This is a genomic window from Paraburkholderia franconis (assembly GCF_009362735.1).
Classification (GTDB): domain Bacteria; phylum Pseudomonadota; class Gammaproteobacteria; order Burkholderiales; family Burkholderiaceae; genus Paraburkholderia; species Paraburkholderia franconis.
Genome location: NZ_WHNP01000065.1, coordinates 1 through 25017, shown reverse-complemented (window position 1 = coordinate 25017; position 25017 = coordinate 1). Strand labels below are relative to the sequence as shown.

Genomic DNA, 25017 nt, shown 5'->3' with positions numbered 1-25017 from the left:
AATACCTTGCGAGAGTACACAGCCGGCGGATTTCTCCGCCGGCTTCATGTCATGCCTGAGCTGCTTCGAAGACGGCGCGGAAGTCTGCCTTTTCGGCGTCAGTCAGCGGCTGCAACGGCATGCGAGCCGCGCCGACCTTGAACCCCGCGAGTTCACAGCCGTACTTCACCTTCTGCACGAACTTGCCCGCTTCCATCGTCGCCATAACGGGGAATAGAGAGCGCATCACATCCTGGGCGCCGCGGATGTCGCCAGCTGTGAACTTGTTGTAGAAGTCCACGACAGGCTTCACGAAGCAGTTCGCAGGCCCGCAAATCCAGCTGCTCGCACCCCACAGGAAGAAATCGAGCGCCTGGTCGTCGGACCCGCACGACAACTGATAGTGCTCCTTGTACTTCTCGCCGATTTCGATGGCACGCAGCAGGTTGCCGCTGCTTTCCTTGATGCCGACGACGCGCGGGTTATCCTTGAACGCGTCCAGTACGCCGAAGCCCACTTCCACGTTCGTGCGAACCGGATAGTTGTAAAGGACGACGTCGACGTCAGGAACCGCCTTGAGGATGGCTTCGTAGTGGCCAATCAGTTCTTCCTGCGACGGCAACGCATAGTACGGCGGTGCGATGAGGACGTTTTTGTAGCCTGCATCGCGGACCAGTTGAACCTGCTCAATGACCTCACGCGTGCACGAACCGTTCGCGCCGCCGATGAGTGTGCCGCGGTTACCCACGACCTCGAGAACAGTCTTGAGGATGGCCCGGCGCTCGTCGTGAGTCAGAGCGTAATACTCACCAGTAGAGCCGAGCGGGACGAAGCCGGTTACGCCCGCCTTGAGTTGAAACTCGAGAATGTTAGCCAGCACGTCGTGGTTGACGCCGCCGGAAGCATTGAACGGCGTGACGAGTGCGGGCAGGATGCCTTTCATCTGCATGTGTTGCTCCCTTTATGGAGGACGGGGTTGGGTTAGTAGGCAAAGCGCCTGAGGAATCGCGACTCGACCACGCCGACGAGGCGCGTGAGAGGAAAAGCGACGAGGAAGTAAATAATCGCGACCGTCGTCAGGAACTCGACCGGCTTTGCTGTGCTGTTCGAGATGTTCTGTCCGACGAACATGAGGTCCGCAACGCCCACCGACGAGATGAGCGCACTTTCCTTGAACAGACTGACGACGTTCGAGAGCAGAGGCGGAATCGCTCGCAGCAGCGCCTGCGGAAAAATGACGTACATAATCTTTGCCTGCGGCGAAAGGCTCAATGCGATACAGGCGTCGTGCTGTTCAGAGGAGATGGATTTCAACGCACCACGGAATGTCTCACTGGTGATAGCCGCCATGTACAACGTCAGGGAAATCACAACCGAGAGGTAGGGCGGTATCGGAAGCCGGAAGATAACCGGGAAGCAAAAGAAGACCCAGAACAACTGGATGAGTAGCGGCGTGCCTCGAAAGAATTCTACGTACAGCGTTGTCGCGCCCTTGATGAACCGGTTGGGCGACATACGAATCAGGCTCAACACGAAGCCTGCGAGACTTCCAATGACGGCGCAACTGCTCGTGAACGCAAGCGTGAGTCCCAGTCCTTTGAGCAAGACCAGCCAGTAAGGAAAAACAGCTGAGAAATCGAGATGCATGGTCTTCTCCTCAACGCTTGACCGCAAGGTCCTGACGACGCTCAATCACATTCACAAGTTTTGCGATGGGCAGAGACAGTGCGAAGTAGATAAGAGCAACAACCGTGTACGTTTCGAGCGGCCGGTAAGCTTCAGTCGCAAGGCTCTTGCCGACATACATCAGGTCAGCCACTGCGACGATGGCAACAAGGGCGCTCTGCTGCAGACTGCCAATGCCGTTGGTCATAAGGACCGGCATCGCGCTACGCAGGGCTTGAGGCAGCACCACGTACACGGTGCGTTGCCACGGCTTGAGGCCCAACGCGACGCATGCGTCCAGATGCTCCTTGGGGACCGCCTGAACGCCTGCACGGTAGGCTTCGGCGTTGAATGCGGTCAGGTTGAGACCAAGCGCGAGCACGCCCATCAGGATGGGGTCGATGAAGACGTCGACCATCATCGGAATGCAGTAGAAGAACCAGACGATTTGTAGGAGCGCTGGCGTGCAGCGGAAAAACTCTATGAAGAGCTGCGCCGGCCAACGCACGGCCACCCACCTGCTCATCGCCAGGAGACAGAGGAGGAAGCCCAGCACGAGACCCATGATGTTCGAGGCTACTGCGAGCTCGAGAGTGACCTTGAGGCCTTCGAACAAGGCGCCGAAACTGCCTTCAAGGAAGCGGAAGTCGAATTGATAGTTCATGTCGGACCTCAGTCGAAATGCAGCACTTTCTCGAGGAATTCGCGCGTGCGAGCTTCCTTGGGGCACTTGAACATATCGGCGGGAGCGCCTTGTTCGACGATTTTTCCGCTCGCACAGAAGACAACTCGGGTGGCGATGTCGCGCGCGAAATGCATGTCGTGCGTGACGATAATCATCGCCATCTTCTGCTCAGCAAGCTGAAGCATCACGTTCTGCACTTCGATGACCATCTCGGGGTCCAGCGCCGATGTGACCTCGTCGAACAACATGAGCTTGGGCTCAAGCATCAGGGCTCGCGCTATAGCGACGCGTTGCTTCTGACCGCCGGAGAGCTGACTCGGATACGCGTGAAGTTTGCTTTCAAGGCCGAGTCGAGCCAGATACATGCGCGCCCGCTCGGTCGCTTCTGGTTTAGAGATGCCGCTGACTTTCGTTGGCGCAAGGATGAGGTTGCTCAAAACGGAAAGGTGCGGGAACAGGGTGTAGTGCTGGAACACCATGCCAATCTGTTTTTGCAGCTTGGCGTCAATGCGCTTTGACTTGCCCGAGTCGGCTCCAACGATGTAAGGCTTTCCCTGAAAGCCAATCTGGCCGCCCTGGATGCCTTCCAGGCCCATCATCACCCGAAGCAGCGAGCTTTTGCCGCTTCCGCTCGGTCCAATAATGACGAGGCGGTCATCGGCGCGCATGTCAAGGTCCATGTGGTCCATGACAACCAGATTCGGACCATAGGACTTGTAGACATCCCGAAACTGCACGAAATCGCCGAAGGTCGAATTGGTTGCGTCTAGCGCAGCACGCGGAAGGTCGTGTTGGCCAATCATGGATGGTGAAGAAAGCATGGAATCTCTCCAGCTGGCGCGCCGTTGGCGCATGTTTTGCGAAGGTCAGATTGGCGGAGGGCTTTGTGAATATCCCGGACACCGCCCGCCCGTTCAGGTGTGCCGCGTGAGATGAAGCATCACTTGTTAGTGACAAGCATCGCCTGGACCGCGGTCTTGATGAGGCGATTGACAGAGCCCGACTTGACCTGTTCGTCCACGTACTTGTTGAGAACGGCGATGTCCGCAGCAGGCGTTTCCTTCCTGAGTCCAAAAGCGACTTCCTGCTGAGCCAGCGGCGGAGTCGGCTGGATGGTCGACGCCCATTCAGGGTGGGCCTCGGTGAGCAACATGTTTGTGATGTTGGCGTCCGCGAGTAGGTCCGCTCGCTTGGACATGAGAGCAAGGCGCGTTTCATCGTTACCCGGCAGGCGCATGATGGTCGCCTGCTTGAAAACAGCGGAGATTGCCTTGTCCTGTGCCGTTCCCGACATAACCGCCACTGTCACTCCGGGTTTGTCGATTTCGGTAATGGTGTGAGCGCCCTTGGGAACCTTCGGGTTGTTCTTGTTGTAGACGAAAGACACGTTGTAGTCCGTGGCAGGCGCAGAGAAGGAAATCGCCTTTTCGCGTTCCGGGGTGTCATTCAACGCCATCGACAGGTCCCACTTATCGGACTGCAGTCCAGCCACGATGTTGTCCCACGTCGTATCGACGAACTCGACCTTCACCTTCAGCACATTTTGTCCAAAGCTGCGACAGATTTCCGAGAAGAACCCGCTGTATTCGCCCGTCTTCGGGTCGCGCATGACGTACGGAGGCGCCACGGCCGCGCCGCATCGGAGAACACCAGCCTTTTTTACGCTTTGCCAGGTGCCGGTCTCATCGGCATGAGCCGGGATGCTAGCTGCGACAAAACCGATTACCGCCACGCACGTCAGAGCGCGCCGAGTGAGACGAGACAGCAGAACCATAATCAGCTCCCGAGATTTGGATAGGTCCGATGGAAAAGTCAAATTTCTCACCACACAATCTTGCGCATCCAAATGTGTGCAGCGATGTACACAGTCTAGGATTTCAAAATTTAGGGTGTCAACTAGGCACTTTTCCTTAGTCGTATCGGGCGCGAAATCTTCGGACCCCCGCGGTCTCAACTGCGGCGAGGCTACCAGCGTATCGTGCGCCCCATTGCTGGCGGAATGCAGTCGATTCAACCAAAAATGTCAAATCAAACAGTTTTTTCAACTACTTACTAGCGGCTAGCATGCTCACAAGACCTGCATACATTTCTGTGTGCAAACGGCTCAATTTGCTATTACGTGGCGGGTGTATGCGAATCGTCGTTCTGGGGAGTGGAGTTGTCGGCGTGACGAGCGCGTTCTATCTCGCGCGCGCGGGCCATGAAGTCACCGTCATTGACCGTGAGCAAGGTCCTGCCCTGGAGACAAGCTTCGCCAACGCGGGACAGATTTCACCTGGCTATGCCGCACCTTGGGCGGCTCCAGGTGTGCCTCTGAAAGCAGTGAAGTGGATGTTTCAGAAGCATGCTCCGCTCGCCATTCGTCCAGACGATAAGGACAAGCAGTTCCAGCTTCAGTGGATGTGGCAGATGCTTCAGAACTGCACTGCTGAGCGCTATGCCATCAACAAGAACCGAATGGTCAGACTGGCGGAATACAGTCGGGATTGCCTGAAGGCGCTTCGCACAGAGACGGGCATCCAGTACGAAGGACGCACGGGTGGAACCTTGCAGGTTTTCCGTACGCAGCAGCAGTTCGACGGTGCCGCGAAGGACATTGCCGTGCTGAAGGAGGCCAATGTCCCATATGAGTTGCTGACTCAGGGGGAACTGGCCAGAGCAGAACCGGCTCTGGCCGCCACCTCACACAAGTTGACCGGCGGCTTGCGTCTACCGGGCGATGAGACGGGCGACTGCCAGTTGTTCACGACCCGGCTTGCGGCAATAGCTGAGCGAGCAGGCGTCGCCTTTCGATACAACACGCAAGTCGAGGGTCTGGTCGTCGAGGGCGGTAAAGTTGTCGGCGTCCGCCACAATGCCAAGCTGATTCACGCCGATGTTTTCATCGTCGCGTTCGGCTCCTATTCGACGAATTTCCTCTCGGACATCGTCAAGATTCCCGTTTATCCCCTCAAGGGCTACTCCATCACCGTTCCTATCATCGAGGAGCGATGCGCGCCGGTGTCAACGGTGCTGGATGAGACCTACAAAATCGCTATCACTCGATTCGACAAGCGCATCCGTGTTGGCGGCATGGCTGAAATCGTTGGGTTCGACAAGCGCCTTCGCGAAGCCCGTCGCGACACCTTGGAAATGTGTGTCAACGACCTCTTCCCGGGCGGCGGCGATACTTCAAAGGCGACGTTCTGGACCGGGCTTCGTCCCATGACGCCAGACGGAACTCCGATTGTGGGGAGCACCGCAATCCCGAATCTCTATCTGAATACCGGACATGGCACGCTCGGCTGGACGATGTCATGTGGTTCAGCGCAGTTGCTCGCCGATTTGGTTTCAGGGAAGCAGCCAGCGATTCGCCACGATGACCTCAACGTTTCCCGCTACGCAAACCAGTCACCCGCTCCGGCAGAATTCGACCTGAGCTGAATGCGTTGCATGCGGGTATAGCCACGCCTGCGCGACACGTCAGCACCGTCGGTCTTCCCTTATCGCCTGATGCCATCGTTCAATACGTTTCCGAAGGAAAAGCTATGCCTCGTCCTATTCAAGCCTTCGTTCAACCGGATGCCGTGAGAGATAACCTAGAGGTCGTTCGTCAACGGGCTCCGACATCTCGCGTCTGGGCCGTCGTTAAGGCGAACGCCTACGGACACGGCATCGAACGAATCTATCCGGCACTGGAAGCGGCGGACGGCATCGCGCTCCTCGACCTTGATGAAGCCGTTCGCGTTCGTCAGCTCGGCTGGAAAAAGCCGGTCCTGCTCCTTGAAGGAATCTTCACCCAAAGCGATGTGAAGACAGCCGAGGAGTTCGGCCTGACGGTGGCAATACACTGCGACGAGCAGCGTGAGTTGATTGTCTCTACCAAGCCAATGAAGTCGATTGACATCTACCTGAAGATGAATTCGGGTATGAACAGACTCGGATTTGCGCCAGAGCAATATCGGGAGGCGTGGGAGCGCGCGTTGGCTTCCCCTGGCATCGGCACCATTACGCTTATGAGCCACTTCGCGAATGCGGATGGTGGAGGTCGATTGGCAGATGAGCCGCTTTGACGCGATTACCCGTGGCATGCCAGGGCACCGAAGCCTGTCGAATTCTGCGGCTGCCTTGTGGCATGACCAAGCCCATCGAGACTGGATTCGCCCTGGTATCGTGCTTTATGGCGGTTCACCGTCGGGACTCGCATGCGACATTGCGGATGTTCCACTGCGCGCGTCGATGACGTTAAGCAGTTAGATTATTGGAACCCAGATGATGCGCGCTGGCGAGACGGTGGGTTATGCGCGCGTTTACCGCCGAACGCGGCATCCGTGTTGGTGTGGTCGCATGTGGCTATGCAGACGGCTATCCTCGGCACGCGCCCACCGGTACGCCCATATCAGTAGATGGAGTCCTGACGCGTACTGTCGGCAGGGTCTCAATGGACATGTTGACGGTGGACCTTACGCCTTGCCCCCATGCAGGTGCTGGGTCGAAGGTCGAATTGTGGGGACAACATAAAGATTGATGACGTCGCTGCGTCGTCTGGCACGATTGGCTACGAGCTGATGTGCGCACTGGCGCCGCGACCCTGTGGCGGTTGGGGGATAGAAAAGTGAAGATTGGGAGAGAGATTTGAACGGTCGCCCCATGGATGTTTCTTTCGCTGAAGGCATTGGGATACGTACGCCGGCGAGCACTAATCCCGCAACCGCAGCGACGCCAGCCTGTGCCAGAAACGTTGCAACGAAAATATATGGTGTGGCGACAGCGCGCCGATGAGCCTGCTGCCGCGCCTCCCTTCAATTTCTGCGCTGGTTCCATGCACCAGGAAAGGTCGCTGAAGCGACGATGACGGCTTCGATGCTCGGTATCAGCTAGGCGCGCCCCTCCGGAGTCGTACTGGCCCGCCTACGCGGGTAGCCGGGCATTTTCATGTGTCTCAGTCACGAGGTCGCCGGCGCGCGGCCGAAGCGGCACGCCTATACTTGAATCACAATAATTCCAGGAAACAAGGAGAATCTCATGTTTCCAACCCTGAAACGTCACGCTCCGACACCGGAGGGCAAGTTCCGCGTCATTGAAGAGCACTTCATGTTTCCAAAGTGCCGATTCGCGTCCGACGACCCCAAAGCCGTCGCGACCTGGTTGCGCGAGAACGGCGGCTACGGTCAGCCCATCAAGCACGATGCCGGACTGCATGTAGCGACAGCGGACAATCAGTACATCCGAAGCGGACCGACGCTCGACCGCTGGATTGACGACGCGCTCGCCGCTCCCGCGAACCAGTAACAGACGCCTCACCCTCACCCGACTCCAGCGAGTCGGTTTTTTTCGTTGTAGGTCATTGGCAACCCCGAGCACACAAGAAACGGTCGGTACCCGATGAACGTGGAGTGCAAGTAAGTAACGCTAATTATTGTCGGCAATGACGTTCAGCGTCTGACGAACGCGGCCGCTTCCTCCGCTGGTAAACGTGTTCCGGTATCCATCACCGCCCGTCGTTCCAGAAACAAGCCGAGCCGTAGTACCTCCGGCGCGGTCGGCGTGGCAACAGGGCCGTCAGGTTTCCTCGGCAAGTCGCAGCCGCAGTAGACTGGAATATCCATACCCGTCAGTGAGCTTGAGCATGACCTCGCAAACCTGCAATCGCGTCGACCTCGCGCGCGAGCAGCTGGAGATGGCGCTCGACGCATTCCTGGAACGCCATCGCTTCGCATCGGCCATCACCCTGGCCAGCGCGGCCGAACGTGTACTGGGCCAGGCACTAAGGCAATCCGGCAAGCCGGCGGTCCTGGATTGGCAATTCGAGGCGACCGACCTGGTGCATACGGAACTGCATGGCAAGTCGCTGGACAAGGGCGCCTTCACGGATGCCGAGAACCGGGTTAGCAGCGCACTGTGCTACTTTGACAAAATCAGTGCGCCGGACTTCGAGGCCGACCTCGAGGAGGCTGCGTGCTGGATGCTGGTTCGGGCCTGCGAGAATGCGCATCGGCTCGGGCTGACCGTGCAGGGCTTCGACGCATTCAATGACTGGTTCTACGAACACATCGTTGCCGTTTGACCAAGAGGGGCAGCCGATGGCCGACCGGTTGACAGTCCAGGAGTTCTTCGCAGCACTGCGCGAGCAGAAAATCAATCCACGCGTTGACACGCCAGCGGTGCGTGCGAGCGTCGACGCGCGGGTGCGCGCGCTCTGTGCAAGCTATCCAATCCAGGAGCGCTGGCCGGTGCTCGACCTCGAGAGTGCTTACCAGCAGACGCTCAACGAACTGCCCAACGTCATGGACCTGGTCCGTGACGGCTACACCGGAACCGTCAACCTGCGCGGATATGACGACACCTACACGATGGACGAATGGTTCGGTGATTTCGCGGAGCAGTGGGCGCTATGTGACGCACCTCATATACGGGCGGCTATGCTGGAGTTGCTTCCGCGGGCGTCGACCTGGCCGTCGCCCAGGTTGTGGGAGGCCTACAAGAACGCCACCCGCGCGCCTCGCGGTTCATGGCTGCGCCGGCTGATAGGCGGCCAGTGAGACAGTTCGTGAAAGCGGTGGTCGTGAGCGCCATGGTTCGGAAATTGCGCGCGGCCGGTGCCGCGTTCGTCCTGTCCGCGCTCTGCGCAGCCTGCGCGAACCCACCCAAAAATCCAACCAAGAACCCACCCCAGGGCGCCAGATTTACGCGCGGGAATATTCCGGCACGGCGCTGGACCATGGCGTCACCGACAGGGTCGAGTTCTTCGGCGTGGGCTTGTGAGCGCCAGATGCGAGCGTCGCGGCTTCACATCAGAAGGTCGCGTTCGAAAACGGACGGTGACAAGGCGAAGGTAGCAGGCCCGACACCAATGCGTATCAAGTCATCTCTTTGCAATCACCAAGGCGGCGCTGTCGGTGCAGACAGCACGGCTATGTGAACGGTCCACGCGTCCATTTTTGCAGCGCCAGCGTCATGCGCGTGAGTCAGCACGTAGAACCCGGAGCCCAGTGGCCCGGTGAGCCTCATGACGTCCATCCTTGCAATTGGCCTTAATCTCCGTCGCGCATTGCGCGACCGCTGCATACTGCGGTCGCGCTCGTGATACGCCGGATGCGCAACTCGATATTCGCGCCAGTAGCTCGAGTGGCCTGCGCGCCATTTCGCCTGGGCACGGGCCTGATTGTCGCGATAGTCGCTGTCGATACGGAGCCGGTTGCGCTGCCAGTCGCGTCGGCGGGCGCGCTGGCACGCCTTCGAGGAGCAATATCGCTGACGGGGAACATGCAGCAGCGGCACAAATGCGTTGCCACAGGCAAGACAAAAGCGGTTCGATTTCATGGGCCCCTCCAGTTCGGATTGCGACGGGCGCAGCTGGGGCGTTTCGGTGTCTTCGCAAAGGGGCTACACTCAATCTCTACCCCCCGCCCGGGAGCCAATATGTCGACAGACGGGAAAATTTCGCCATCAATTGCAGACGCGGTGCAGCTCGCGCGCGTACGTATGGACGAGATGTTCAGGCGTGTTGGGGCCAGTCTGCCTTCTGACGTTCGGCGCGAGCTCTCCGTCGGCGTGGAGGCAATACTCGTTGACGTTCTGAGCCGGCATCCCGCATGGCGGCATGATACCGACGACTTCCTGTCCATCGCCGAGGCGGCGACCCTGCTATTCGTGTCCCGCCCGCACATCTCGAAGCTGCTGGAGCAAGGGAAACTGGAACTCCATCATGAAAAGGGGAGCGACCGATTCGTCACGAAGGCATCGGTGCTGGAGTATTGGGCGACCCGCGAGGCCGCAATAGAGGCCTATAACGCATCGACATCCGACGAAGAATGACCTGGTCGTCGCGCGCTACGAAGCACTTTGAGCCCGACACCGACACCGGAATCCTCACATGCACCGAACGCTCTGCGGGCCGACCGGGAATCAAAGCTTGTCGATGCGGAGTCCTCGGCGTTTTCGATACCGAAGACGAAGCAGAATGGTCGGGCCTCTCCTAGTGCCGTGCGTGGGTCGAGAACCACGACTTGCGCGAACCAAGTCAACTGCTATATGCGGTTGCCGCCGATTATCATAAGTCATCGCCAGGTGCTCTGTGGCATTGCGCGCGTCCGGGGCAGGTCGCGCTGATACTTCCAGATTTCATGGTCCAGAAGACGAACCGTCATCTGGGGAAACGAAGGTCGGAGATAGTCGGTCGCTTCCGTAAGCAGGGCTTGAACTTCGCGCGCAGTGACGGTTCGCCGTAGTGTGAGTGTGAGGAATTCCAGGACCCACTGGTCCGGTTTTGCGAGGTCATCATGCCCGGCTAGCATCCAGAAATATTTCAGCAGCGCGTGCATTTTCTGCCTCGATGCGCGCTGAATTTCCCGCTCGAGCTTTTCCTTGTCCACCAGGCCCGGGGTGACGTCCTCGAAATACTGAATGTCGTTGTCTACCAGGACATAGCCAAATTCCATCGCGAGCTCGGACTTCAGGACGCCGCTGCCAGCAGGCAACTGTTGCCGGTTGTTGAAGACGTCCTCAGTCATACCTCCGACCCCAAGCTCTTCATAGTGCGTGAGAAACGAGCTGATGGACTCCTGCTGCTCGCGAGGCGGCGGCGTTGATGTCCGACCTTCCCGAAACTGGCGCAACTCAAAGTGTCGACAGTATCTCGAGACAACGTTTTGCGCGGCTTTATATTGCGTTCGTATGGAGAAGACAGCGTCGATGAGGCACAGGGGCAAGCTCTGGTAGTAGTATTCGTCTCCCAGATAAGCTGATTCAAGCGGCAGGAAACTGTGGCACCAGGAGGCAATTGTCAGCGCATCGTTGTTCATATTCCGGACTCGCAGGAAGCTCACGTGCTGCAATCGTGCCACAAGGCCGCCACGGCAAGATGGCTGACTCGCCGTATCCGTTGGACATCGAACATATGGTGAGGCTCGCCGCTCCTCACGAAAGCAGTTCCAGACGAAGGCGGGGCTTTGAGTTATCAGCTCGCCGCGCACGCAGGGCGAACATCACAAAGTGATATGCAGGTCGTGGAGATGCCGTTTAAGCGAATCATGTTCGTGGTGGCGGCTGGTCTGGAAAACTGAAGTGAATCGGCTCGGATGTGTCGACTCCAAGCAGTTCGAGAGCTCGCGTCAGAGCATATATCTCAGGCGCGAAATCGAGCTCGATTTCTTCTCCTTCAGACAGTGCTCGCATCCCCGAGTGCACGGACAGCGCGTGCAATCCTTGGGTGATGTATCGCGCGACGTGCTCATCCCGGGTTTTCGGGTTCAGGTAGTTCTCTGCTTTCATGTCTTCACCTCTCAGCATGAGCATGCACGTCATCGAGCATCCATTGTGCCTCTTGGCGCTTGGGAGCGGATGTCCACCGACGCGCCGCCAACGGCGGCGGTGAGGCCCGCAGTGGGCCGAGGCTGACGAGCGCGAGGAGCAGCCGTCGGAGACGCTCTTCCGGCCGACATGGATGCCTGAGCCAGAGCAACCGTTATGTCGTGCCCGCCAATACGCGAGGGTCCTGCGGACAACTCAGCACCTGAGGTCCTAAACTGAAGTCATGCCCGCCATTCCTGACCGGACACGTTCCTCGCTGTCCAATTATCGGAAAAAGCGTGACTTTCACGTCACGCCGGAGCCCGCACCAGCAGCTGGAACCTCGTCGGCTGACGACCTGGGTCTGGTCTTTGTTGTCCAAAAGCATTGGTCAGGCCGGCTGCATTATGACTTTCGGCTTGAACTCGACGGCGTCTTGCTGTCGTGGGCTGTACCGAAAGGACCCTGCTACGACCACAAGGAAAAAAGGATGGCGATTCACGTCGAAGACCATCCGGTTGAATATGCGAGCTTCGAAGGCACTATCCCGCCAAAGCAGTACGGGGCCGGCACCGTTCTGGTGTGGGACCGTGGGACCTGGGACCCAGTCGGCGACCCGCGCGAGGGGATGAAAGCCGGCAAGCTCGTCTTCAGACTTCACGGCGAAAAGCTCGCCGGCATGTGGGAGCTGGTGCGAATTGCGAAGCCGGAAGACCGGCAGGACCAGTGGATGCTTTTCAAGAAACACGACGAGTGGGCGCAACCGCTCGCGCAATACGATGTCATCAAGGCGCTACCTGACAGTGTCATCGGCAAACCCCTTGGGCTCGTAGAGGAGCGCGAACCCAAGTCCTTACGACCATTGCCTGGTGCTGGTTCCAACATTGACCTCACAGCGGCCGCGCCGGCTCCAATGCCCGTAAAGCTCGAGCCGCAACGCGCGAGCCTGGCAGCATCCCTGCCGACGGGAGGCGACTGGATAGTTGAGACGAAGTTTGATGGCTATCGAATCCTCGCACGTATCGACAAGGGGCGCGTACGACTTTTCACCAGTGGCGGGCATGACTGGACGAAAAAACTGACGAGTCTGGCCGCCGCGGTTGAACAGCTCAACGTCTCAAGTACGTGGCTGGATGGCGAAATCGTTGTGCTCAAGGATGGAATTCCTGATTTCGCCGCTTTGCAGAATGCTATTGACGGAGCTCCCAACGAGAGCATCTCCTACTTCCTGTTTGACCTGATGTACCTGGATGGACAGGACCTGCGGAAGGTACCGGTGAGCTCTAGGCGCGACCTTCTCAAGCAACTTCTGGAAGACGCGGGCGAGCGGATTCGTTTCAGCGAAGACTTTCTGGCGCCGCCAGCACAGGTATTCCGGGCTGCCGGTGAACTGGGACTGGAAGGTCTCGTCTTCAAACGGCGCAATGCGCCGTATGTCTCCGGAAAATCGCAGACATGGTTAAAGGCGAAGTGCAGGCTGCGCCAGGAGTTTGTTGTCTGTGGCTTCACCAATAGAAGCGGTGCGCCCGGGGAGGTTGGCAGCTTGCTACTGGGATACCACACCGATGGGAAACTCTGCGATGCTGGCAGCGTCGGCACTGGCTGGGATGCCCGGACCGCCCGTGACCTGTGGACCCGCCTCACCCCGCTTGAAATGCCTTCTGCACCATTTGATGTCACCGCTGCGAAGTCACGGCGCTGGTCCAGACGCGAGGCGGGCAGCGAGCGCTGGGTCCGGCCGGTGCTGGTCGCGGAGGTCGAGTTTGCTGCGTGGACCTCTGACGGTGTTGTGCGACAGGCTTCCTTCAAAGGCTTGCGCCTCGACAAACCGGCGAACGACATTGTCCGCGAAGCTGCGAAGACGTTAGCGTCCAAACCAGTGTCGACTGTCAAGGTAACCCACCCTGAGAGGGTGATTGACGCCACGACCGGCTTCACCAAGCTCGACCTGGTCCGCTACTACGAGAGCGTTGCAGAATGGATGCTGCCCCACCTGAAGGACCGTCCACTTTCGATGGTGCGCGCGCCAGCCGGCATTGCCGGAGAATTGTTCTTTCAGAAGCATCCGGAGACCACCAGGATGCCAGGTCTGAAGGAACGCAATCCGGAATTGTGGCCCGGGCATCCCTCATTGCTGTCCGTAGACACGCTCGATGCACTCATGTCGGCAGCCCAGATGAATGTCGTCGAGTTCCATACGTGGAACTCAACGGTCAAGCATCTCTTCAAGCCTGACAGGGTCGTCTTCGACCTGGACCCCGGGGAAGAACTGAAGTGGAAGCACATGCTCGAAGCAGCGCTTCTGGTTCACACGCTACTGACTGAACTGGGGCTCATGGCATGGCTTAAGACGAGCGGCGGCAAGGGGCTGCACATCGTCGTGCCCCTGACGCCAAAGGCTGACTACGACATCGTGAAGGGATTCTCCCGGGCGGTCGTCCGGCACCTTGCCAAATTTATTCCCGAGCGATTTTCAGCAACGTCGGGACCTTCGAATCGCAAAGGCAAGGTATTTGTCGACTACCTTCGCAACGGGACTGGGCAGACGACAGTGGCCGCTTTTTCTGCGCGTGCCCGGCCTGGCATGGCAGTGTCCATGCCAGTATCGTGGGACCAGCTTGACGCTCTCAAAGATGGCGCGCAGTGGACCGTGTTAACTGCTCGCGAGTACCTGAGCTTTCAGACCCAGGACCCGTGGCGGGACTACTGGTCGACGAAACAAACGTTGCCCGGCGCCATGACGCGTCTAGGATGACAATTCCAATCCAGCCATCATTGGTCAAGGGTGTGCAGGAAATTTAATCGCGATGGGACATTCCCCGAGCGCGGATACGTGCCGCAGGAAGCCATCTGCTGTTGAAGCTATATCACCATGACTTGACGCCTGAGCCGGCGGGCGGGACACTCAACGCGAGTCGTTGTTCGGCCGTACGCTCGCCGCTCAAGGCCAGAATCTCGGCAATATCGCATTGCTGATGGGCATCTTCGGCATCGGAGCGAGCCTTCCGCTGGCGATGCTCGGTTTCCTTTCGCGGGCCTGCATATCGCGATTTCGAGGTCGACTGCGCGCTGCGGAAGCCGCCGGGAAAGCGGTTCTCGGGATGGTGTTCATCGCCTTCGGTGTGCTCGCGCTCACCGGGTTGGACAAGTCTCTGGAGACATTGCTGCTGTCCGCAAGTCCAGCGTGGTTGACGGCCTTCACAACGTCGCTTTAAGGTACGCCCCGCACCGAAAGAATCAGTCAATTGCGCCGCGAGTTTGGGCAAGTCCGGAGTGCCGGTATCTGCAGCGACGAGCCGAAGTATGTGTCGCGGCATGCACACCGTGCGCTCTGGCGTGAGCTCGTCAACACTTGTCGCCCTACGACTCCAGAGCAAACGCTACGGCCTCCTCGAACAACTGCCCGAGCGAACCAAATGCTGGACTCGTTTCCGCAAAGGCCACCCAGTGCCGTAATGAGGCCCGTCCATATCGCTGGAATCGTCTGCTGCCCGGTGTGTACAGTAGCGCGGTCACCGAAAGTTCGGAGAGCTTGAGGGCAATCAGATTATCATCGGCGCACGCCATTATCCGCCCATGCACGGTGAACGCTGTGCACCCAGACATTTTGAGCTCTCTGATAGCGTCGTATTTGCCGGCCTCGGCCCTCAGTGCCACCAGCAGCGTGACGAGGTCCGCTTCTGTTGGAGTTTTCATGGCCCACCTGCTCGTCTATCTGGCGAGACTGGCAACTCCAGCGTCCATGCGCGAAGGTCTGGCCTTATCGACCAGTGACGACTTGCATGAAGGTAGACGTGGTGGCGTTCCTTCACCGCAATTGCCGTCCTTTGGGTCAGCCTTGGACGAGCGTACGCGTTACCACCAACAATCGTTTCATACTCGTCTGCGCGAAGTACGCGATAGCGCCGAAAAAATTCCGGCCCAGGCAGACCTTGCGCATTTGCCATCAGCGCGCCGTAATCAGCCTCTGCGGGGTCCGCCAGTTCGTGAACAACCTGCTCGAGCAATTCAAATCGCCGGCGCAATGAATCGGCATCACCAAAGAGCGCGTGAAAATCCGAATACCTCACGAGCAGCTGCTGGCGGGCTGCGCGAATCAAAGCCCCCTGAATCCAGGCTCGAGTCGATGCGTCCATGGAAACGCTCCCTGCGTTCGCTTTCAAAGAAGCGCGACCACATAGGCTCGTCGGCGCACAGACCTTCCTGGCACCGACCGCATTGCCACCTTGGCGTTGTGGCATGGATGCCCAGACAGGGACGGCACAAAGACCAAGGCGACAATCAATAGTGAGGTGGGTCCCCGCAGGGCCTCAGTGCGCTTGCGCACAATTGAGCCGACCTGCGCGTCGGTGGAGGCCGGGCGAACGTCTCGACAGTGTTTGTACCGCGTGCCCCGTGCGTGGTCGGGCCACGCCTTCGCGATTTACCAGACATAACGACCAAGCTGCGACGGGATTTCCGCATCCCTCTGACTACGAGAATCGAATGCATCAGCGTCACGACCAGATATTGCAGTAGGAGGCCGTTGTCGTCACACATAATGGGTCTCAATAACGGAAGCGCAAGGACATACGCCGCTTTAGTCCTCCCCGTGAAAACGGTAAACCGCCAGTGTTTCCCTCGAATAACTGAAACGCGTCTTCAGCGCTGACAAAGCTGACGCGCTCGCGCACGGGCTTGTGCGTTTTGACCTGCTTCTTGATGTGGGGAGGTTTTCGATTGGTTGCCCGCGGCGCCGCGTCCGCTGCCGGTAGGCCTGGCCGCACTTGCCGCGCTCGCTTCATGCTTCCCGCGCTCGCATCGCAACCCCAGCTCACAGCCCTTGGCATCGAGTTACGGACGCGTGAGCGCGCTCTCCCATGGCCATCGGCTCATTGCGGGCGCCATGGGGACGCCGGCAGGTGTGAAGATGTAGCGCCCAGCGACAGGCAGCAGAGGCCGGATAACACACCGAGCTGTTCGTTCACTCATCACAATCGGCTTTAGCACGACGGTGCGCTCCGAGCTTAATCTTTCCCATGAGTTGCTACGAGCGTGCGCGCCTCAGACTGAAATGTTCGCCCCGTCTGGCTTCATTGGGCGCGGCGTGCCGGGGCGAGCCCGACCGGCCCAAACCAATGATTATAGACAATAAGGATAGCAATGCTCGGTCATAACATCGCCGGTATCGGAGAAGTAAAAAAAGAAATTTTCGGTAACGGTGTTTGACCTATATTGCATTCGACGAAGCTTAAAGAAGCCTAACAATCCCTAATAGGAATTTGCTGCTTCAAGAGCACTTCGACACTTACCTCTGTCGACATCAAATAATCCGCGCCCGGCGTCAGGCCGGCGGCGCGCGATGGTGAATTTGCTTGTCCGAATTTAAGCAATCCAGGATTACTTCGGCCGACTCGTTGCGCCGCTCCGCCTGGCATATCGTCTTAAATAATCCTCGACATTTTTATTATTAAAAGAGGAAGCACATTATTCGAATGATTACGACATAGATTCTGGTTGCAACTACTTCATGGCCAAAGCTCGGTCAACGACAGTTAATTGTCCAGGAGCGCCTATGGGAAAAATACGGGAAAACCTTTTATGAAATGTGCGAGTACGGAGCCTAGGCTTGCCTAACCGGTTTTGGCCAGCCATGGTTTTCATGTTTCATTTTCTTTGAGCGAGGCTCAAATGAAACTTAACGTAATAGCAGCGGCTCTTTCTCTTGTCGCAGCCACCGCTTTGGCCGCGACATCAGGGGCGCACTTTATGAGTGCAAGCGCAAGTGTTGCTGACAGTGGAGCGCTTGATGTCGCTTTCGATGAGGCTGGACTCGGCAACCAGAACGTGAATTACACGCTGACCGCGCAGGCCACCGCCGTGTATGCATGCTTCAACGGCGGCGACAAGCACCCAGCGGCCAGCAACAAGGTGGGTCCCTCGGCTCTCAGCGCATCTCTCAATAACGTACAGCCCAAGAATGGTCGGGTCATAGCCAGCATTACAGTCGGGCCTCCGGCGAACACGACGCTCTCTTGCCCATCTGGCCAGACCCTCGTGCTGGCATGCGTGAGTTACACCGATGTTCTGCTTACCGATACGACCAATAGTGTCGACATCATCCCGACCGGAACGACCAACAGGACATTTGTGAGCGGCAAGGGAATAAGCTGTAGTTGATGCAACATCGTTCCTCAAAGCAGGAATGCTAAAACGGGTTACGGCCGCGAGCATGGCAACGGAAATGCCTTCGGCCAACTTTGCGCCACCGCCGCCGGTCACTGCGTCGACCCTTGTCCGTAGGTTCTTTGAACAACGTCCCACGCAGCTCCGGCCCTCATCAAGAACACGCTTTGACTGTTGCGGGTCGCCGTGGCGTTCAGCGTCCCGGCCGGCGTGCCTGGCCACAAAGCGGCGACTATCACCAAGGACGTCACACTCCCCATCACGATGGGTTCGTAGGCGGATTCGCTCTTACCAACCGTGAGTACCGTCGGGTACAACGGAATCGGGCGGTGCCGCGCAGCGCCGCCCATTGTGCGCAACAGGCACTGCCTCCAAGGAGGTCATCATGAAAATTCCGTCCGTGGCGCCCAACGAGCGCGCCTTCACTTTCCCTCGTCTCCTGAAAGCAGCAGGCACGTCATTCGTCGCCCTTGCGGTCACACTGGTGGTAGTGAGTTGTGGAGGCGGCGACAGTGCAGGAGCGTCCGGTTCGGCAGCCACCAAAGATTCGGCTTCGTCGACACCGGCAAACGGGGGATAGGACGTGTTGGGCGCCGACGCCCATCCCTACCGTGAGGTCAATATCGTCATCTCAGCAGGCACCCTATCCGATGGAGACATCAAAATGATTGCAATAAATCTTTCTCTTCGCGCTCGGGCTTCTTTCAGGCAACACACCCGGTCTACCTGTCGCGATGCATTGCGCCCAATGCTGGTTCCCGCAGTTCTTGAGGCTCAGTGCCAGACCTGCCGGGTTCTCCTGCGGTGAGATGACTTATTTCCTGTCTCAGGCATCGCTCAGGTCGCAGAATTCCAGCTCGCCCGTCGGTGCGGCGCCGTGTAAGTTGCGGTGTTCGCGTTGCCGCGAGCGGTAGTACGATATTCGTTCGTCTTCGGCCACGCGCGATGTATCGCACCGCGCGGCTGCGACCTTTCCGGATAAGGAGGAACCATGCGCGTGCTGATAATCGGCGCAACCGGACTGCTCGGCAAGGAAATCGTTCGTCTGCTCTCCCCCAACCACCAGGTCATTGGTGCTAGCCGCCACGGCCCGGACCTGTCCGTGGACCTCACCGACAAGGCATCCATCGTGTCGATGTATCAGCAGCTCGGCACCGTGGACGCCGTGATTTGCGCTGCAGGTGCAGCGAAATTCGCACCGCTTGAATCGCTGACAGATGAAGACTTCGCGTTCAGTCTGGCGAACAAGCTGATGGGACAGGTGAACCTTGTCCGCTGTTCGGTCGGACACGTTACTCAAGGCGGGTCTCTGACGCTGACGAGCGGCATTCTGGCCCAACACCCGATGGCCGGAAGCGCAGCCGTGAGCATCGTAAACGCAGGCGTCGAGGCATTCGGCAGGTCAGCGGCACTCGAACTGAAGGGCAAGGCACGGGTCAACGTCGTCAGTCCGGGCTGGGTTTCAGAAACGCTTGCAGCGATGGGGCAGGCCCGGTCTGCGGGTGTTCCCGCCGCGGCGGTGGCTCTGGCGTACAGGCGTAGCCTGGTAGAGGACATCACGGGAGAAGTCATTCAGGTCGCGAAGTGGTAAAAGCAGCGCCGCAGTCGTTCAACGCACTGTCATCGCAGCAACGGCGTTCGACTTCAGTCTTGCTGTTTTGACTCGTAGCAACGCCGCGTTTTGTGCTTAACCGCAGCCAGGCCAAGTATGGAGGAGACGACCATGAACCTCGCCGGCAAGACACTATTCATGTCAGGAGGCAGTCGCGGCATCGGGCTTGCCATTGCACTCCGGGGGGCACGTGACGGCGCGAACATCGTGATTGCAGCGAAGACGGCCAACCCGGACCCGCGGCTCGAGGGCACGGTGCATACGGCGGCTGCGGCCGTGGAAGCGGCTGGCGGAAAGGCGCTTGCGCTGGTCGTCGACATTCGCGATGAGGAACGCGTGAAGGGCGCGGTTAGCCGAGCCGTTGAGGTGTTCGGTGGCATCGACATACTCGTGAACAATGCCAGCGCCATCCGGCTGACGGGAACACTGGATACGCCCGTCAAGCGGTACGACCTGATGCATGGGGTGAACGGCAGAGGCACGTTTGTCTGTGCCCAGGCCTGCCTGCCTCACCTGCTCAATTCGCCGAATCCACACATCCTTACACTGTCGCCACCGCTGGTCACCGACGCAAAGTGGTTCAAGGATTTCCCGGCATACACCATCGCCAAATACACGATGAGCCTGTTCACCCTGGCGCTAGCTGGCGAGTTCAGGGACCGTGGCCTTGCCGTGAATTCGCTGTGGCCAAGAACCGCGATTGCGACGGCTGCCGTGCGAAACGAGATTGGCGGCGCCGATATGATTGCTGCATGTCGCAAGCCGGAGATAGTCGCAGACGCGGCCCATTACATACTGACTCGCCCATCCAGGGAGTGCTCGGGAAATTTCTTTCTCGATGACGAAGTGCTCCTGGCGGCTGGTGTCCGGGACTTTTCGCAATACGACGTCCAGGCTGGCGCGGCATTGCAGGCAGATTTCTTCGTTGAGGCCTTGCCCGGCATGCTACGGGCGGACAACATAATGAAGGCAAAGCCGGGTTCATGACATCCGCAGCACTCGTTCAGACGCAATTACCGCACATGAGACGCTAAATGAACGGAACACGCTGAATTCCTGGCCGCTCCCTCGGCCTCGTCACGCGCGCGTCGCGGCACGACACCCGGTCGCGCTTTCTGTCCGTGCCAGAACGTTGCTTCCGGATGCAAGACCTGCTGACAGCCGCCTGAAGGTCGCACCCGCCTCCCTAGCTCGCCAGCAGGCGTCGCAGCCACGAGCCGAGCGATGCGCGGGTCGCCTTCTTGTAGGCTGCCCACAGTTCAGGGGATTTCCAGGTTCCGCCGGTCGGGAGCACTTCGAGCATCGCTGCGCGGATGCGCGGTAAGTCCATGAGCTCCTATTGCTGCCTGAAGTCGTCGAACCACTCGTCCATCGAGTAGGTCTCGTCGAAATCCCGCAGCTTCACCGTCCCTGGTAGCCGTTGCGCGCAAGGCTGGGCAGGTTCGGCAGGTCATTGAGCGTCTGTTCGTAGGCGCTCTCCGGGTCCAGCACCGGCCACCGGCCCCCTGGATGGAATTCCCCCTCAGAGGCAGCAATACGCATAGCAAGATAAGAGCGCGGGAGCACAACGTTATTGCGGTATTCAACTGTCGTTACCTGCCTGCCCCAAGAGAAGGCTGATTGGTGAGACATTCAGCGCAACCGGAGAAACGCCTCACGACAAGCAACGTTCGCCGCTCCATAGATGCCTGCAAGTTGACAGTCGCTCGCAATGCATTCGAAACTGCTCTCTTCGAAAGTGAAGATGAAATGACGAAGCGCAATCGCCCGGGGAACGTCCGGCCACCACTCAGCAACAAGAGTCGAATAAAGGACCTCGTATGCGCCGTAACAGCATAAGCCCTTTGCATGCAAGACATGTCGACTCAATTCTTCGTGGCTAGGTGGCCCGAGGCTCTGAAAAACTGCGGAGTCGAACCGCACCAGACAAAACGGCTCTTCATTGCGAGCGAAAGGCCCATATCGGTGAAAGTTGGACGGCGCAATCCGGTAGACCAGCATGACGCGACCTTCGTCGGCAATGACAAATGGTTCAGTCGAGACAGGTGCCGGCATCGGTACCGAATCGAGGAGCGTCGGAGTGTCACCCTTGTTGTTCACAACTGAACCCATCAATTCGGATTGCGTCGAACGTCACTGCCATTCGACATACAACAAAAAAATCACGGGAGCGTGCGGGAGACGTCACGAAACACAAGACTGTCACAATGTAGATTTTAGCGAGGTGCCCCTGCATCGAGGGACTACCGTGCAGCCACCAGCCGCCAAAAACTTGTCGATGCACGACTGATTTTCGTCATATGTAGAGGGCAAAGAAGTTTACCCGCAACGACAATATTCATCCGTGGCAGTCGCGGAATCGGACTCGCCACCATTGCAACTCCGTGGTGGCATCTGACCGCGCGACCGTCGTGCGCCTTGGCGGCACGATACGTACAGCGGACGTAGCCGTGGAAGCTGCCGGCGGAAACGCACTTCCGCATGTTGTCGTCATGCGCGCTGAGGAACGCGTAAAGGACGACGCATGGCCAGGACCGCTCGGGTGTTCGGCACTGTCGAGAGTGCTCGGGAAATTTCCCCGGTCCTACTATCGTGGCTCACCGCAGCAATGCCTGGATTCGTCTACTTCGAGGCAGCGCGCTCATTCTCTCGCACCTTCCCGGAAGCTGAGTGAGATGGAGCGCACGCTTCCAACGCGACGATGGCTTTCCTCGCGACCGCCAAAGTTTCCTCACATACAGCGAGTTCCTGCGACTGAGGACATCCGCCGTATGCACCTACTTGTGCAAGCGCTCGTCGTGCCTTTCTGAGAGCACCTTCCGGAGACCCGGCATCTGCAATTAGGGCAGCAAGATTGAAGACAGTGCCCGAGGGCAACGATACGTAATCCGGGCATGCGGATTCGGCTGAGGTCCCGGCCATAAGAAGAGCCGCAAACATGCCGGGCGCAAGAGCAGTGGAACGGCTGAGACGACTGAGAATGGTACTCATGGTTGGCTTCTCCTTAATGCCGTCGTCGCTGACAAGGAGGCTCGGCTGCAGGCTCATCGGCGTGCCGCCGCCGTCCAGTTTCGTGCGCGTCGAGTTGTTTGCGTGTCGACTTACATCGGCTGTATGTTGGCTGCCTGCTTGCCCTTCGGTCCCGGTTTCACATCAAAGCTGACTTTCTGGCCCTCCTGGAGCGTCTTGAAACCGCTGGACTGAATTTCGGAGAAGTGCGCGAACAGGTCGTCGCCGCCGTCGTCCGGCGTGATGAATCCGAAGCCCTTCGCGTCGTTGAACCACTTCACAGTACCGGTTGCCATTTTCTGGGTGCTCCAAAAGTGTTGTATCAAGGTTTGGCATCCTACTTTTCGCCAAGGCGTCAACCATTCCATGTCGGAAGGTAGTCATCTGAAATCAACGCATCGGCTATTCAATCCGCATTCACCGGAGGAGACGGAGAACCAGCGCAGAAATTGAATCATCCTCACTGACACGTCCGTCCCGTGTCACAGGGCACCAGATTTATCGTGAGCGTGCCCGTCGTCTTGACGTTCGGATTCTGGAATGCCGTTGCGCTTGCGTTGAGCTGTATCGTGCCGCTCACGGTTGTCCCCTGATACTGCCCCATCGTGGCGGGACAGAGTTGCACCGCCGACGTGCTCGCGGGATTGAAGTGGTAGGCACTCACCGCCATCTGCACCAGCGGTATGGGATTCGACTCGTCGCGCGGCGGAAGCTGCGCGTCATACGTACGTCCTTCAGACACCACCCGTGACGCACTGCCGCCTTTCGAGGGTGAGACGTACTCGATATGGCCACACCGGATTTGCCGCAGTTGGCCCCTCACCTGAATGTCGCCCACACCGCTCCACGCAAAGACCTCGAGCGCCACGTCCACGTTGTGTTTCCCGACCATCGTCACCGTGCCGTCCGGAGAAGACGTGCGGAAGCCTTCGTTTGTGTTCCAGTCAAAAACACTCCACCAGAATGCGGGCGGTGCGGATGTCGCATTGGCATCCGCTACTTCTGGCTGGGGGCTGGCGCAGGCGGCCAAGGCCAGCGCGAGACAAAGACACGCAGGCGTGCGGCTGAAGCTATCAGACATTTCAGCGCCTCCCGAACAGACGGCTGAACCCTGCGGTAACTGCGGCCCACGTGAAGCTGTCGGCAAATTCAAGGCTACGCGTGAGTCGGCAATCTCTGTTGACGTACGTCAAATGGCTTCGGCGCGACGATTGGCCGACCCTCGCTGCGCATGCCTCGCTTCATACGAATCAGCCGACAGGTTAATCGCGAGTGAGATTATCCACAGGCTTAACCACTTTTTCGGTGCACAACACTTCATGCGTATTGCACCTTGAGAGCCTGAAGTCCCGTGCAGCCACCATTGACGCTTTGGCGGGTTCACGCCGGCCGAGCGAGTCGCAAACCGCGACCCTTGCTGCCCATGTCTCGCTTCATGTGAGTCAATGCTCGGCTTTACTGCCAAAGAGATTATCCACAGTCATACTCACTTTCCCGTTGTACCTCTTCATACGTGGGCAACGATAACTCCGGCTCTCCCGCGTCGTACAGGTATGACGAACACCGTGCGGTACCGTTCGTATTGCTGCCCCATCTTTTGCTTCGGAGCGCGAGACTGCAACGACAGAACGCTCCGGCAACCCACGGGATATGGCTTTCTGACAGCTTTATGGCGGTGCGGCTGATAAATACGCATTTATGTGCAGGGTGTCACATACGTTGCCCGCGATGTTAGGCACTCTTTTCCTGAAGAAGCGTTGGGAAACACAACGCGAGACAGAATATGGGCGCAGTGCACTACTGCCGCAACAGGGGGAGCATATGAATTCAAATCAGAACGCTGCACGACGCGTCAACATAGGCGACTGGGCGCCAGCTAGCTGGTCGATGACTGACCGCGACGTCCTGGCGATGTTTCCAGGAGAGGCAACCCGATTGCAAGCGCGGGCACGCCATAGATGGTCAGAAAGGGGCCCATCCGTTGCGATTTCAAAAATCACGCTCGGAGCCTGGGAATGCACCGCTCACTTCTTTTTCGGTCGCAACGCCCTGTTGAACGAAATAATAGTTATACCGCTTGACCAGAATCCTGTCGGTTGCTTCGAATCATGGCTCATGCTTCTTGCCGCGGAACATGGCCGCGCAGAAGAGACAATTTGTAATGACCTCGCCGTCTGGCACTTGCCGGGCACGACAGTCAGGCTCCAAAGGATGGATGCAACAGCACTCGGCACGCTCCTGGTCAGTATTCAATACCAGCGACGCACGTAAAACATCTCCGTACAGGATTGTGTTGGCGCAAGACCGGGGGCGCGCTCGGCTCGGACTGAATGTCTTCTCGAGCATGACCACGACCGACGGGGAACTTGCGCCCCGGCCAAGGAAACCGCGACGTCAAACTTGAACCAAAGCGAGAAGCGCCGGCACGTCGCCAATGACACGACTCTGATGCCCCTTGCCCGTCGTGTCCTCAAGCAGTATCGCGCTGCCTGCCGCGACGCGACGTCGTTCACCGTCACTGGCCTCGAACTCAATCTCCCCGCTGAGAAAAAATACCCACAGGCACATGGGCGAAGGATGAAGGTCGCCGACCCATCCGCTGGGCACGCGCACAAATCCGCAGCGGCTCGCT

25 protein-coding genes and 1 pseudogene are annotated in these 25017 nt (G+C 58.4%); 11 read left to right on the top strand and 15 right to left on the bottom strand.

Annotated features, from left to right (window positions below; genetic code table 11):
• Window positions 1–49 precede the first annotated feature (49 nt).
• The 5 genes from GCT13_RS37700 to GCT13_RS37680 form a co-directional block, all read right to left on the bottom strand.
• Window positions 50–928 (bottom strand): dihydrodipicolinate synthase family protein, encoded by an 879-nt coding sequence (locus tag GCT13_RS37700; RefSeq protein ID WP_152767055.1) that lies wholly within the window; start codon window positions 926–928, stop codon window positions 50–52.
• Window positions 929–960: 32 nt separating this feature from the next.
• Window positions 961–1626, bottom strand: a complete 666-nt coding sequence (locus GCT13_RS37695; protein WP_152767054.1) for an amino acid ABC transporter permease — start codon at window positions 1624–1626, stop codon at window positions 961–963.
• A 10-nt stretch (window positions 1627–1636) separates the two neighbouring features.
• Window positions 1637–2308, bottom strand: coding sequence for an amino acid ABC transporter permease (locus GCT13_RS37690; protein ID WP_152767053.1), 672 nt, complete (start codon window positions 2306–2308; stop codon window positions 1637–1639).
• 8 nt (window positions 2309–2316) lie between these two features.
• Window positions 2317–3150, bottom strand: coding sequence for an amino acid ABC transporter ATP-binding protein (locus GCT13_RS37685; RefSeq protein ID WP_407670917.1), 834 nt, complete (start codon window positions 3148–3150; stop codon window positions 2317–2319).
• Window positions 3151–3269: 119 nt separating this feature from the next.
• Window positions 3270–4103 carry a substrate-binding periplasmic protein gene (locus GCT13_RS37680; RefSeq protein WP_152767052.1) on the bottom strand — a complete coding sequence of 278 codons (834 nt, stop codon included), beginning with the start codon at window positions 4101–4103 and terminating at the stop codon, window positions 3270–3272.
• A 356-nt stretch (window positions 4104–4459) separates the two neighbouring features.
• On the opposite strand from GCT13_RS37680, the gene GCT13_RS37675 reads away from it, so the two are divergent.
• The 5 genes and pseudogenes from GCT13_RS37675 to GCT13_RS37655 all read left to right on the top strand — a co-directional run bounded on the left by GCT13_RS37675 (window position 4460) and on the right by GCT13_RS37655 (window position 8850).
• Window positions 4460–5752 carry a D-amino acid dehydrogenase gene (locus GCT13_RS37675; RefSeq protein ID WP_152767051.1) on the top strand — a complete coding sequence of 431 codons (1293 nt, stop codon included), beginning with the start codon at window positions 4460–4462 and terminating at the stop codon, window positions 5750–5752.
• Window positions 5753–5856: 104 nt separating this feature from the next.
• Window positions 5857–6927 (top strand): annotated as a pseudogene (gene alr / locus GCT13_RS37670) (alanine racemase).
• Between the two features lie 406 nt (window positions 6928–7333).
• Window positions 7334–7600 carry a hypothetical protein gene (locus GCT13_RS37665; protein WP_087736000.1) on the top strand — a complete coding sequence of 89 codons (267 nt, stop codon included), beginning with the start codon at window positions 7334–7336 and terminating at the stop codon, window positions 7598–7600.
• A 337-nt stretch (window positions 7601–7937) separates the two neighbouring features.
• A complete protein-coding gene (locus GCT13_RS37660) occupies window positions 7938–8375 on the top strand; it encodes a hypothetical protein (protein WP_152767050.1) in 438 nt (145 codons plus the stop codon).
• A gap of 16 nt (window positions 8376–8391) precedes the next feature.
• Window positions 8392–8850 (top strand): hypothetical protein, encoded by a 459-nt coding sequence (locus GCT13_RS37655; RefSeq protein ID WP_152767049.1) that lies wholly within the window; start codon window positions 8392–8394, stop codon window positions 8848–8850.
• 337 nt (window positions 8851–9187) lie between these two features.
• On the opposite strand, the gene GCT13_RS37650 is transcribed toward GCT13_RS37655, so the two are convergent.
• On the bottom strand, window positions 9188–9631 hold the full coding sequence (locus GCT13_RS37650) for a hypothetical protein (RefSeq protein WP_152767048.1): 444 nt from the start codon (window positions 9629–9631) through the stop codon (window positions 9188–9190).
• A gap of 99 nt (window positions 9632–9730) precedes the next feature.
• Here GCT13_RS37650 and GCT13_RS37645 point away from each other — a divergent pair, with 99 nt between their 5' ends.
• A complete protein-coding gene (locus GCT13_RS37645) occupies window positions 9731–10126 on the top strand; it encodes a helix-turn-helix domain-containing protein (protein ID WP_152767047.1) in 396 nt (131 codons plus the stop codon).
• A 242-nt stretch (window positions 10127–10368) separates the two neighbouring features.
• Here GCT13_RS37645 and GCT13_RS37640 read toward each other — a convergent pair whose 3' ends face one another.
• On the bottom strand, window positions 10369–11112 hold the full coding sequence (locus GCT13_RS37640) for a hypothetical protein (protein WP_152767046.1): 744 nt from the start codon (window positions 11110–11112) through the stop codon (window positions 10369–10371).
• A gap of 226 nt (window positions 11113–11338) precedes the next feature.
• Window positions 11339–11581, bottom strand: a complete 243-nt coding sequence (locus tag GCT13_RS37635) for a hypothetical protein (RefSeq protein WP_152767045.1) — start codon at window positions 11579–11581, stop codon at window positions 11339–11341.
• Between the two features lie 262 nt (window positions 11582–11843).
• On the opposite strand from GCT13_RS37635, the gene ligD reads away from it, so the two are divergent.
• Both ligD and GCT13_RS37625 read left to right on the top strand, forming a co-directional pair.
• The gene (gene ligD, locus GCT13_RS37630; RefSeq protein WP_152767044.1) at window positions 11844–14354 is read left to right on the top strand and encodes a DNA ligase D; all 2511 of its coding nucleotides are present in this window, start codon (window positions 11844–11846) and stop codon (window positions 14352–14354) included.
• Between the two features lie 163 nt (window positions 14355–14517).
• Window positions 14518–14814, top strand: coding sequence for a hypothetical protein (locus GCT13_RS37625; protein ID WP_193727859.1), 297 nt, complete (start codon window positions 14518–14520; stop codon window positions 14812–14814).
• A gap of 145 nt (window positions 14815–14959) precedes the next feature.
• On the opposite strand, the gene GCT13_RS37620 is transcribed toward GCT13_RS37625, so the two are convergent.
• Entirely contained in the window at window positions 14960–15295 is a 336-nt protein-coding gene (locus tag GCT13_RS37620) for a hypothetical protein (RefSeq protein WP_152767043.1), read from the bottom strand.
• Window positions 15292–15735: a hypothetical protein gene (locus tag GCT13_RS37615; RefSeq protein WP_152767042.1), complete on the bottom strand. Its 444-nt coding sequence runs from the start codon at window positions 15733–15735 to the stop codon at window positions 15292–15294. Before GCT13_RS37615 ends, GCT13_RS37620 begins: the two co-directional genes overlap by 4 nt.
• Before the next feature lie 1534 nt (window positions 15736–17269).
• Between GCT13_RS37615 and GCT13_RS37605 the strand changes: the two genes are divergently transcribed.
• The 3 genes from GCT13_RS37605 (at window position 17270) to GCT13_RS37595 (ending at window position 20363) form a co-directional block, all read left to right on the top strand.
• Window positions 17270–17758 (top strand): hypothetical protein, encoded by a 489-nt coding sequence (locus tag GCT13_RS37605; protein ID WP_152767040.1) that lies wholly within the window; start codon window positions 17270–17272, stop codon window positions 17756–17758.
• Between the two features lie 997 nt (window positions 17759–18755).
• Window positions 18756–19355 (top strand): short chain dehydrogenase, encoded by a 600-nt coding sequence (locus tag GCT13_RS37600; RefSeq protein ID WP_152767039.1) that lies wholly within the window; start codon window positions 18756–18758, stop codon window positions 19353–19355.
• 132 nt (window positions 19356–19487) lie between these two features.
• The gene (locus GCT13_RS37595) at window positions 19488–20363 is read left to right on the top strand and encodes an SDR family oxidoreductase (protein WP_152767038.1); all 876 of its coding nucleotides are present in this window, start codon (window positions 19488–19490) and stop codon (window positions 20361–20363) included.
• 199 nt (window positions 20364–20562) lie between these two features.
• Here the strand turns inward: GCT13_RS37595 and GCT13_RS48725 are convergent, their stop codons facing one another.
• The 5 genes from GCT13_RS48725 to GCT13_RS37570 all read right to left on the bottom strand — a co-directional run.
• Window positions 20563–20706 (bottom strand): hypothetical protein, encoded by a 144-nt coding sequence (locus GCT13_RS48725; protein ID WP_193727858.1) that lies wholly within the window; start codon window positions 20704–20706, stop codon window positions 20563–20565.
• A 302-nt stretch (window positions 20707–21008) separates the two neighbouring features.
• Window positions 21009–21488, bottom strand: coding sequence for a hypothetical protein (locus GCT13_RS37590; RefSeq protein WP_152767037.1), 480 nt, complete (start codon window positions 21486–21488; stop codon window positions 21009–21011).
• Between the two features lie 989 nt (window positions 21489–22477).
• Window positions 22478–22681, bottom strand: a complete 204-nt coding sequence (locus GCT13_RS37580) for a cold-shock protein (RefSeq protein WP_152767036.1) — start codon at window positions 22679–22681, stop codon at window positions 22478–22480.
• Window positions 22682–22845: 164 nt separating this feature from the next.
• Window positions 22846–23466 (bottom strand): hypothetical protein, encoded by a 621-nt coding sequence (locus tag GCT13_RS37575; RefSeq protein ID WP_152767035.1) that lies wholly within the window; start codon window positions 23464–23466, stop codon window positions 22846–22848.
• 1313 nt (window positions 23467–24779) lie between these two features.
• A partial coding sequence (locus GCT13_RS37570) for a cupin domain-containing protein (protein WP_152767034.1) occupies window positions 24780–25017 on the bottom strand: 238 nt, incomplete at its 5' end.

Excerpts from the sequence above, each read along its gene's own strand:
- GCT13_RS37700 (WP_152767055.1), bottom strand. The coding sequence starts at position 928 with ATGCAGATGAAAGGCATCCTGCCCGCACTCGTCACGCCGTTCAATGCT.
- GCT13_RS37695 (WP_152767054.1), bottom strand. The coding sequence starts at position 1,626 with ATGCATCTCGATTTCTCAGCTGTTTTTCCTTACTGGCTGGTCTTGCTC.
- GCT13_RS37690 (WP_152767053.1), bottom strand. The coding sequence starts at position 2,308 with ATGAACTATCAATTCGACTTCCGCTTCCTTGAAGGCAGTTTCGGCGCC.
- GCT13_RS37685 (WP_407670917.1), bottom strand. The coding sequence starts at position 3,150 with ATGCTTTCTTCACCATCCATGATTGGCCAACACGACCTTCCGCGTGCT.
- GCT13_RS37680 (WP_152767052.1), bottom strand. The coding sequence starts at position 4,103 with ATGGTTCTGCTGTCTCGTCTCACTCGGCGCGCTCTGACGTGCGTGGCG.
- GCT13_RS37675 (WP_152767051.1), top strand. The coding sequence starts at position 4,460 with ATGCGAATCGTCGTTCTGGGGAGTGGAGTTGTCGGCGTGACGAGCGCG.
- GCT13_RS37665 (WP_087736000.1), top strand. The coding sequence starts at position 7,334 with ATGTTTCCAACCCTGAAACGTCACGCTCCGACACCGGAGGGCAAGTTC.
- GCT13_RS37660 (WP_152767050.1), top strand. The coding sequence starts at position 7,938 with ATGACCTCGCAAACCTGCAATCGCGTCGACCTCGCGCGCGAGCAGCTG.
- GCT13_RS37655 (WP_152767049.1), top strand. The coding sequence starts at position 8,392 with ATGGCCGACCGGTTGACAGTCCAGGAGTTCTTCGCAGCACTGCGCGAG.
- GCT13_RS37650 (WP_152767048.1), bottom strand. The coding sequence starts at position 9,631 with ATGAAATCGAACCGCTTTTGTCTTGCCTGTGGCAACGCATTTGTGCCG.
- GCT13_RS37645 (WP_152767047.1), top strand. The coding sequence starts at position 9,731 with ATGTCGACAGACGGGAAAATTTCGCCATCAATTGCAGACGCGGTGCAG.
- GCT13_RS37640 (WP_152767046.1), bottom strand. The coding sequence starts at position 11,112 with ATGAACAACGATGCGCTGACAATTGCCTCCTGGTGCCACAGTTTCCTG.
- GCT13_RS37635 (WP_152767045.1), bottom strand. The coding sequence starts at position 11,581 with ATGAAAGCAGAGAACTACCTGAACCCGAAAACCCGGGATGAGCACGTC.
- ligD (WP_152767044.1), top strand. The coding sequence starts at position 11,844 with ATGCCCGCCATTCCTGACCGGACACGTTCCTCGCTGTCCAATTATCGG.
- GCT13_RS37620 (WP_152767043.1), bottom strand. The coding sequence starts at position 15,295 with ATGAAAACTCCAACAGAAGCGGACCTCGTCACGCTGCTGGTGGCACTG.
- GCT13_RS37615 (WP_152767042.1), bottom strand. The coding sequence starts at position 15,735 with ATGGACGCATCGACTCGAGCCTGGATTCAGGGGGCTTTGATTCGCGCA.
- GCT13_RS37605 (WP_152767040.1), top strand. The coding sequence starts at position 17,270 with ATGAAACTTAACGTAATAGCAGCGGCTCTTTCTCTTGTCGCAGCCACC.
- GCT13_RS37600 (WP_152767039.1), top strand. The coding sequence starts at position 18,756 with ATGCGCGTGCTGATAATCGGCGCAACCGGACTGCTCGGCAAGGAAATC.
- GCT13_RS37595 (WP_152767038.1), top strand. The coding sequence starts at position 19,488 with ATGAACCTCGCCGGCAAGACACTATTCATGTCAGGAGGCAGTCGCGGC.
- GCT13_RS48725 (WP_193727858.1), bottom strand. The coding sequence starts at position 20,706 with ATGGACTTACCGCGCATCCGCGCAGCGATGCTCGAAGTGCTCCCGACC.
- GCT13_RS37590 (WP_152767037.1), bottom strand. The coding sequence starts at position 21,488 with ATGGGTTCAGTTGTGAACAACAAGGGTGACACTCCGACGCTCCTCGAT.
- GCT13_RS37580 (WP_152767036.1), bottom strand. The coding sequence starts at position 22,681 with ATGGCAACCGGTACTGTGAAGTGGTTCAACGACGCGAAGGGCTTCGGA.
- GCT13_RS37575 (WP_152767035.1), bottom strand. The coding sequence starts at position 23,466 with ATGTCTGATAGCTTCAGCCGCACGCCTGCGTGTCTTTGTCTCGCGCTG.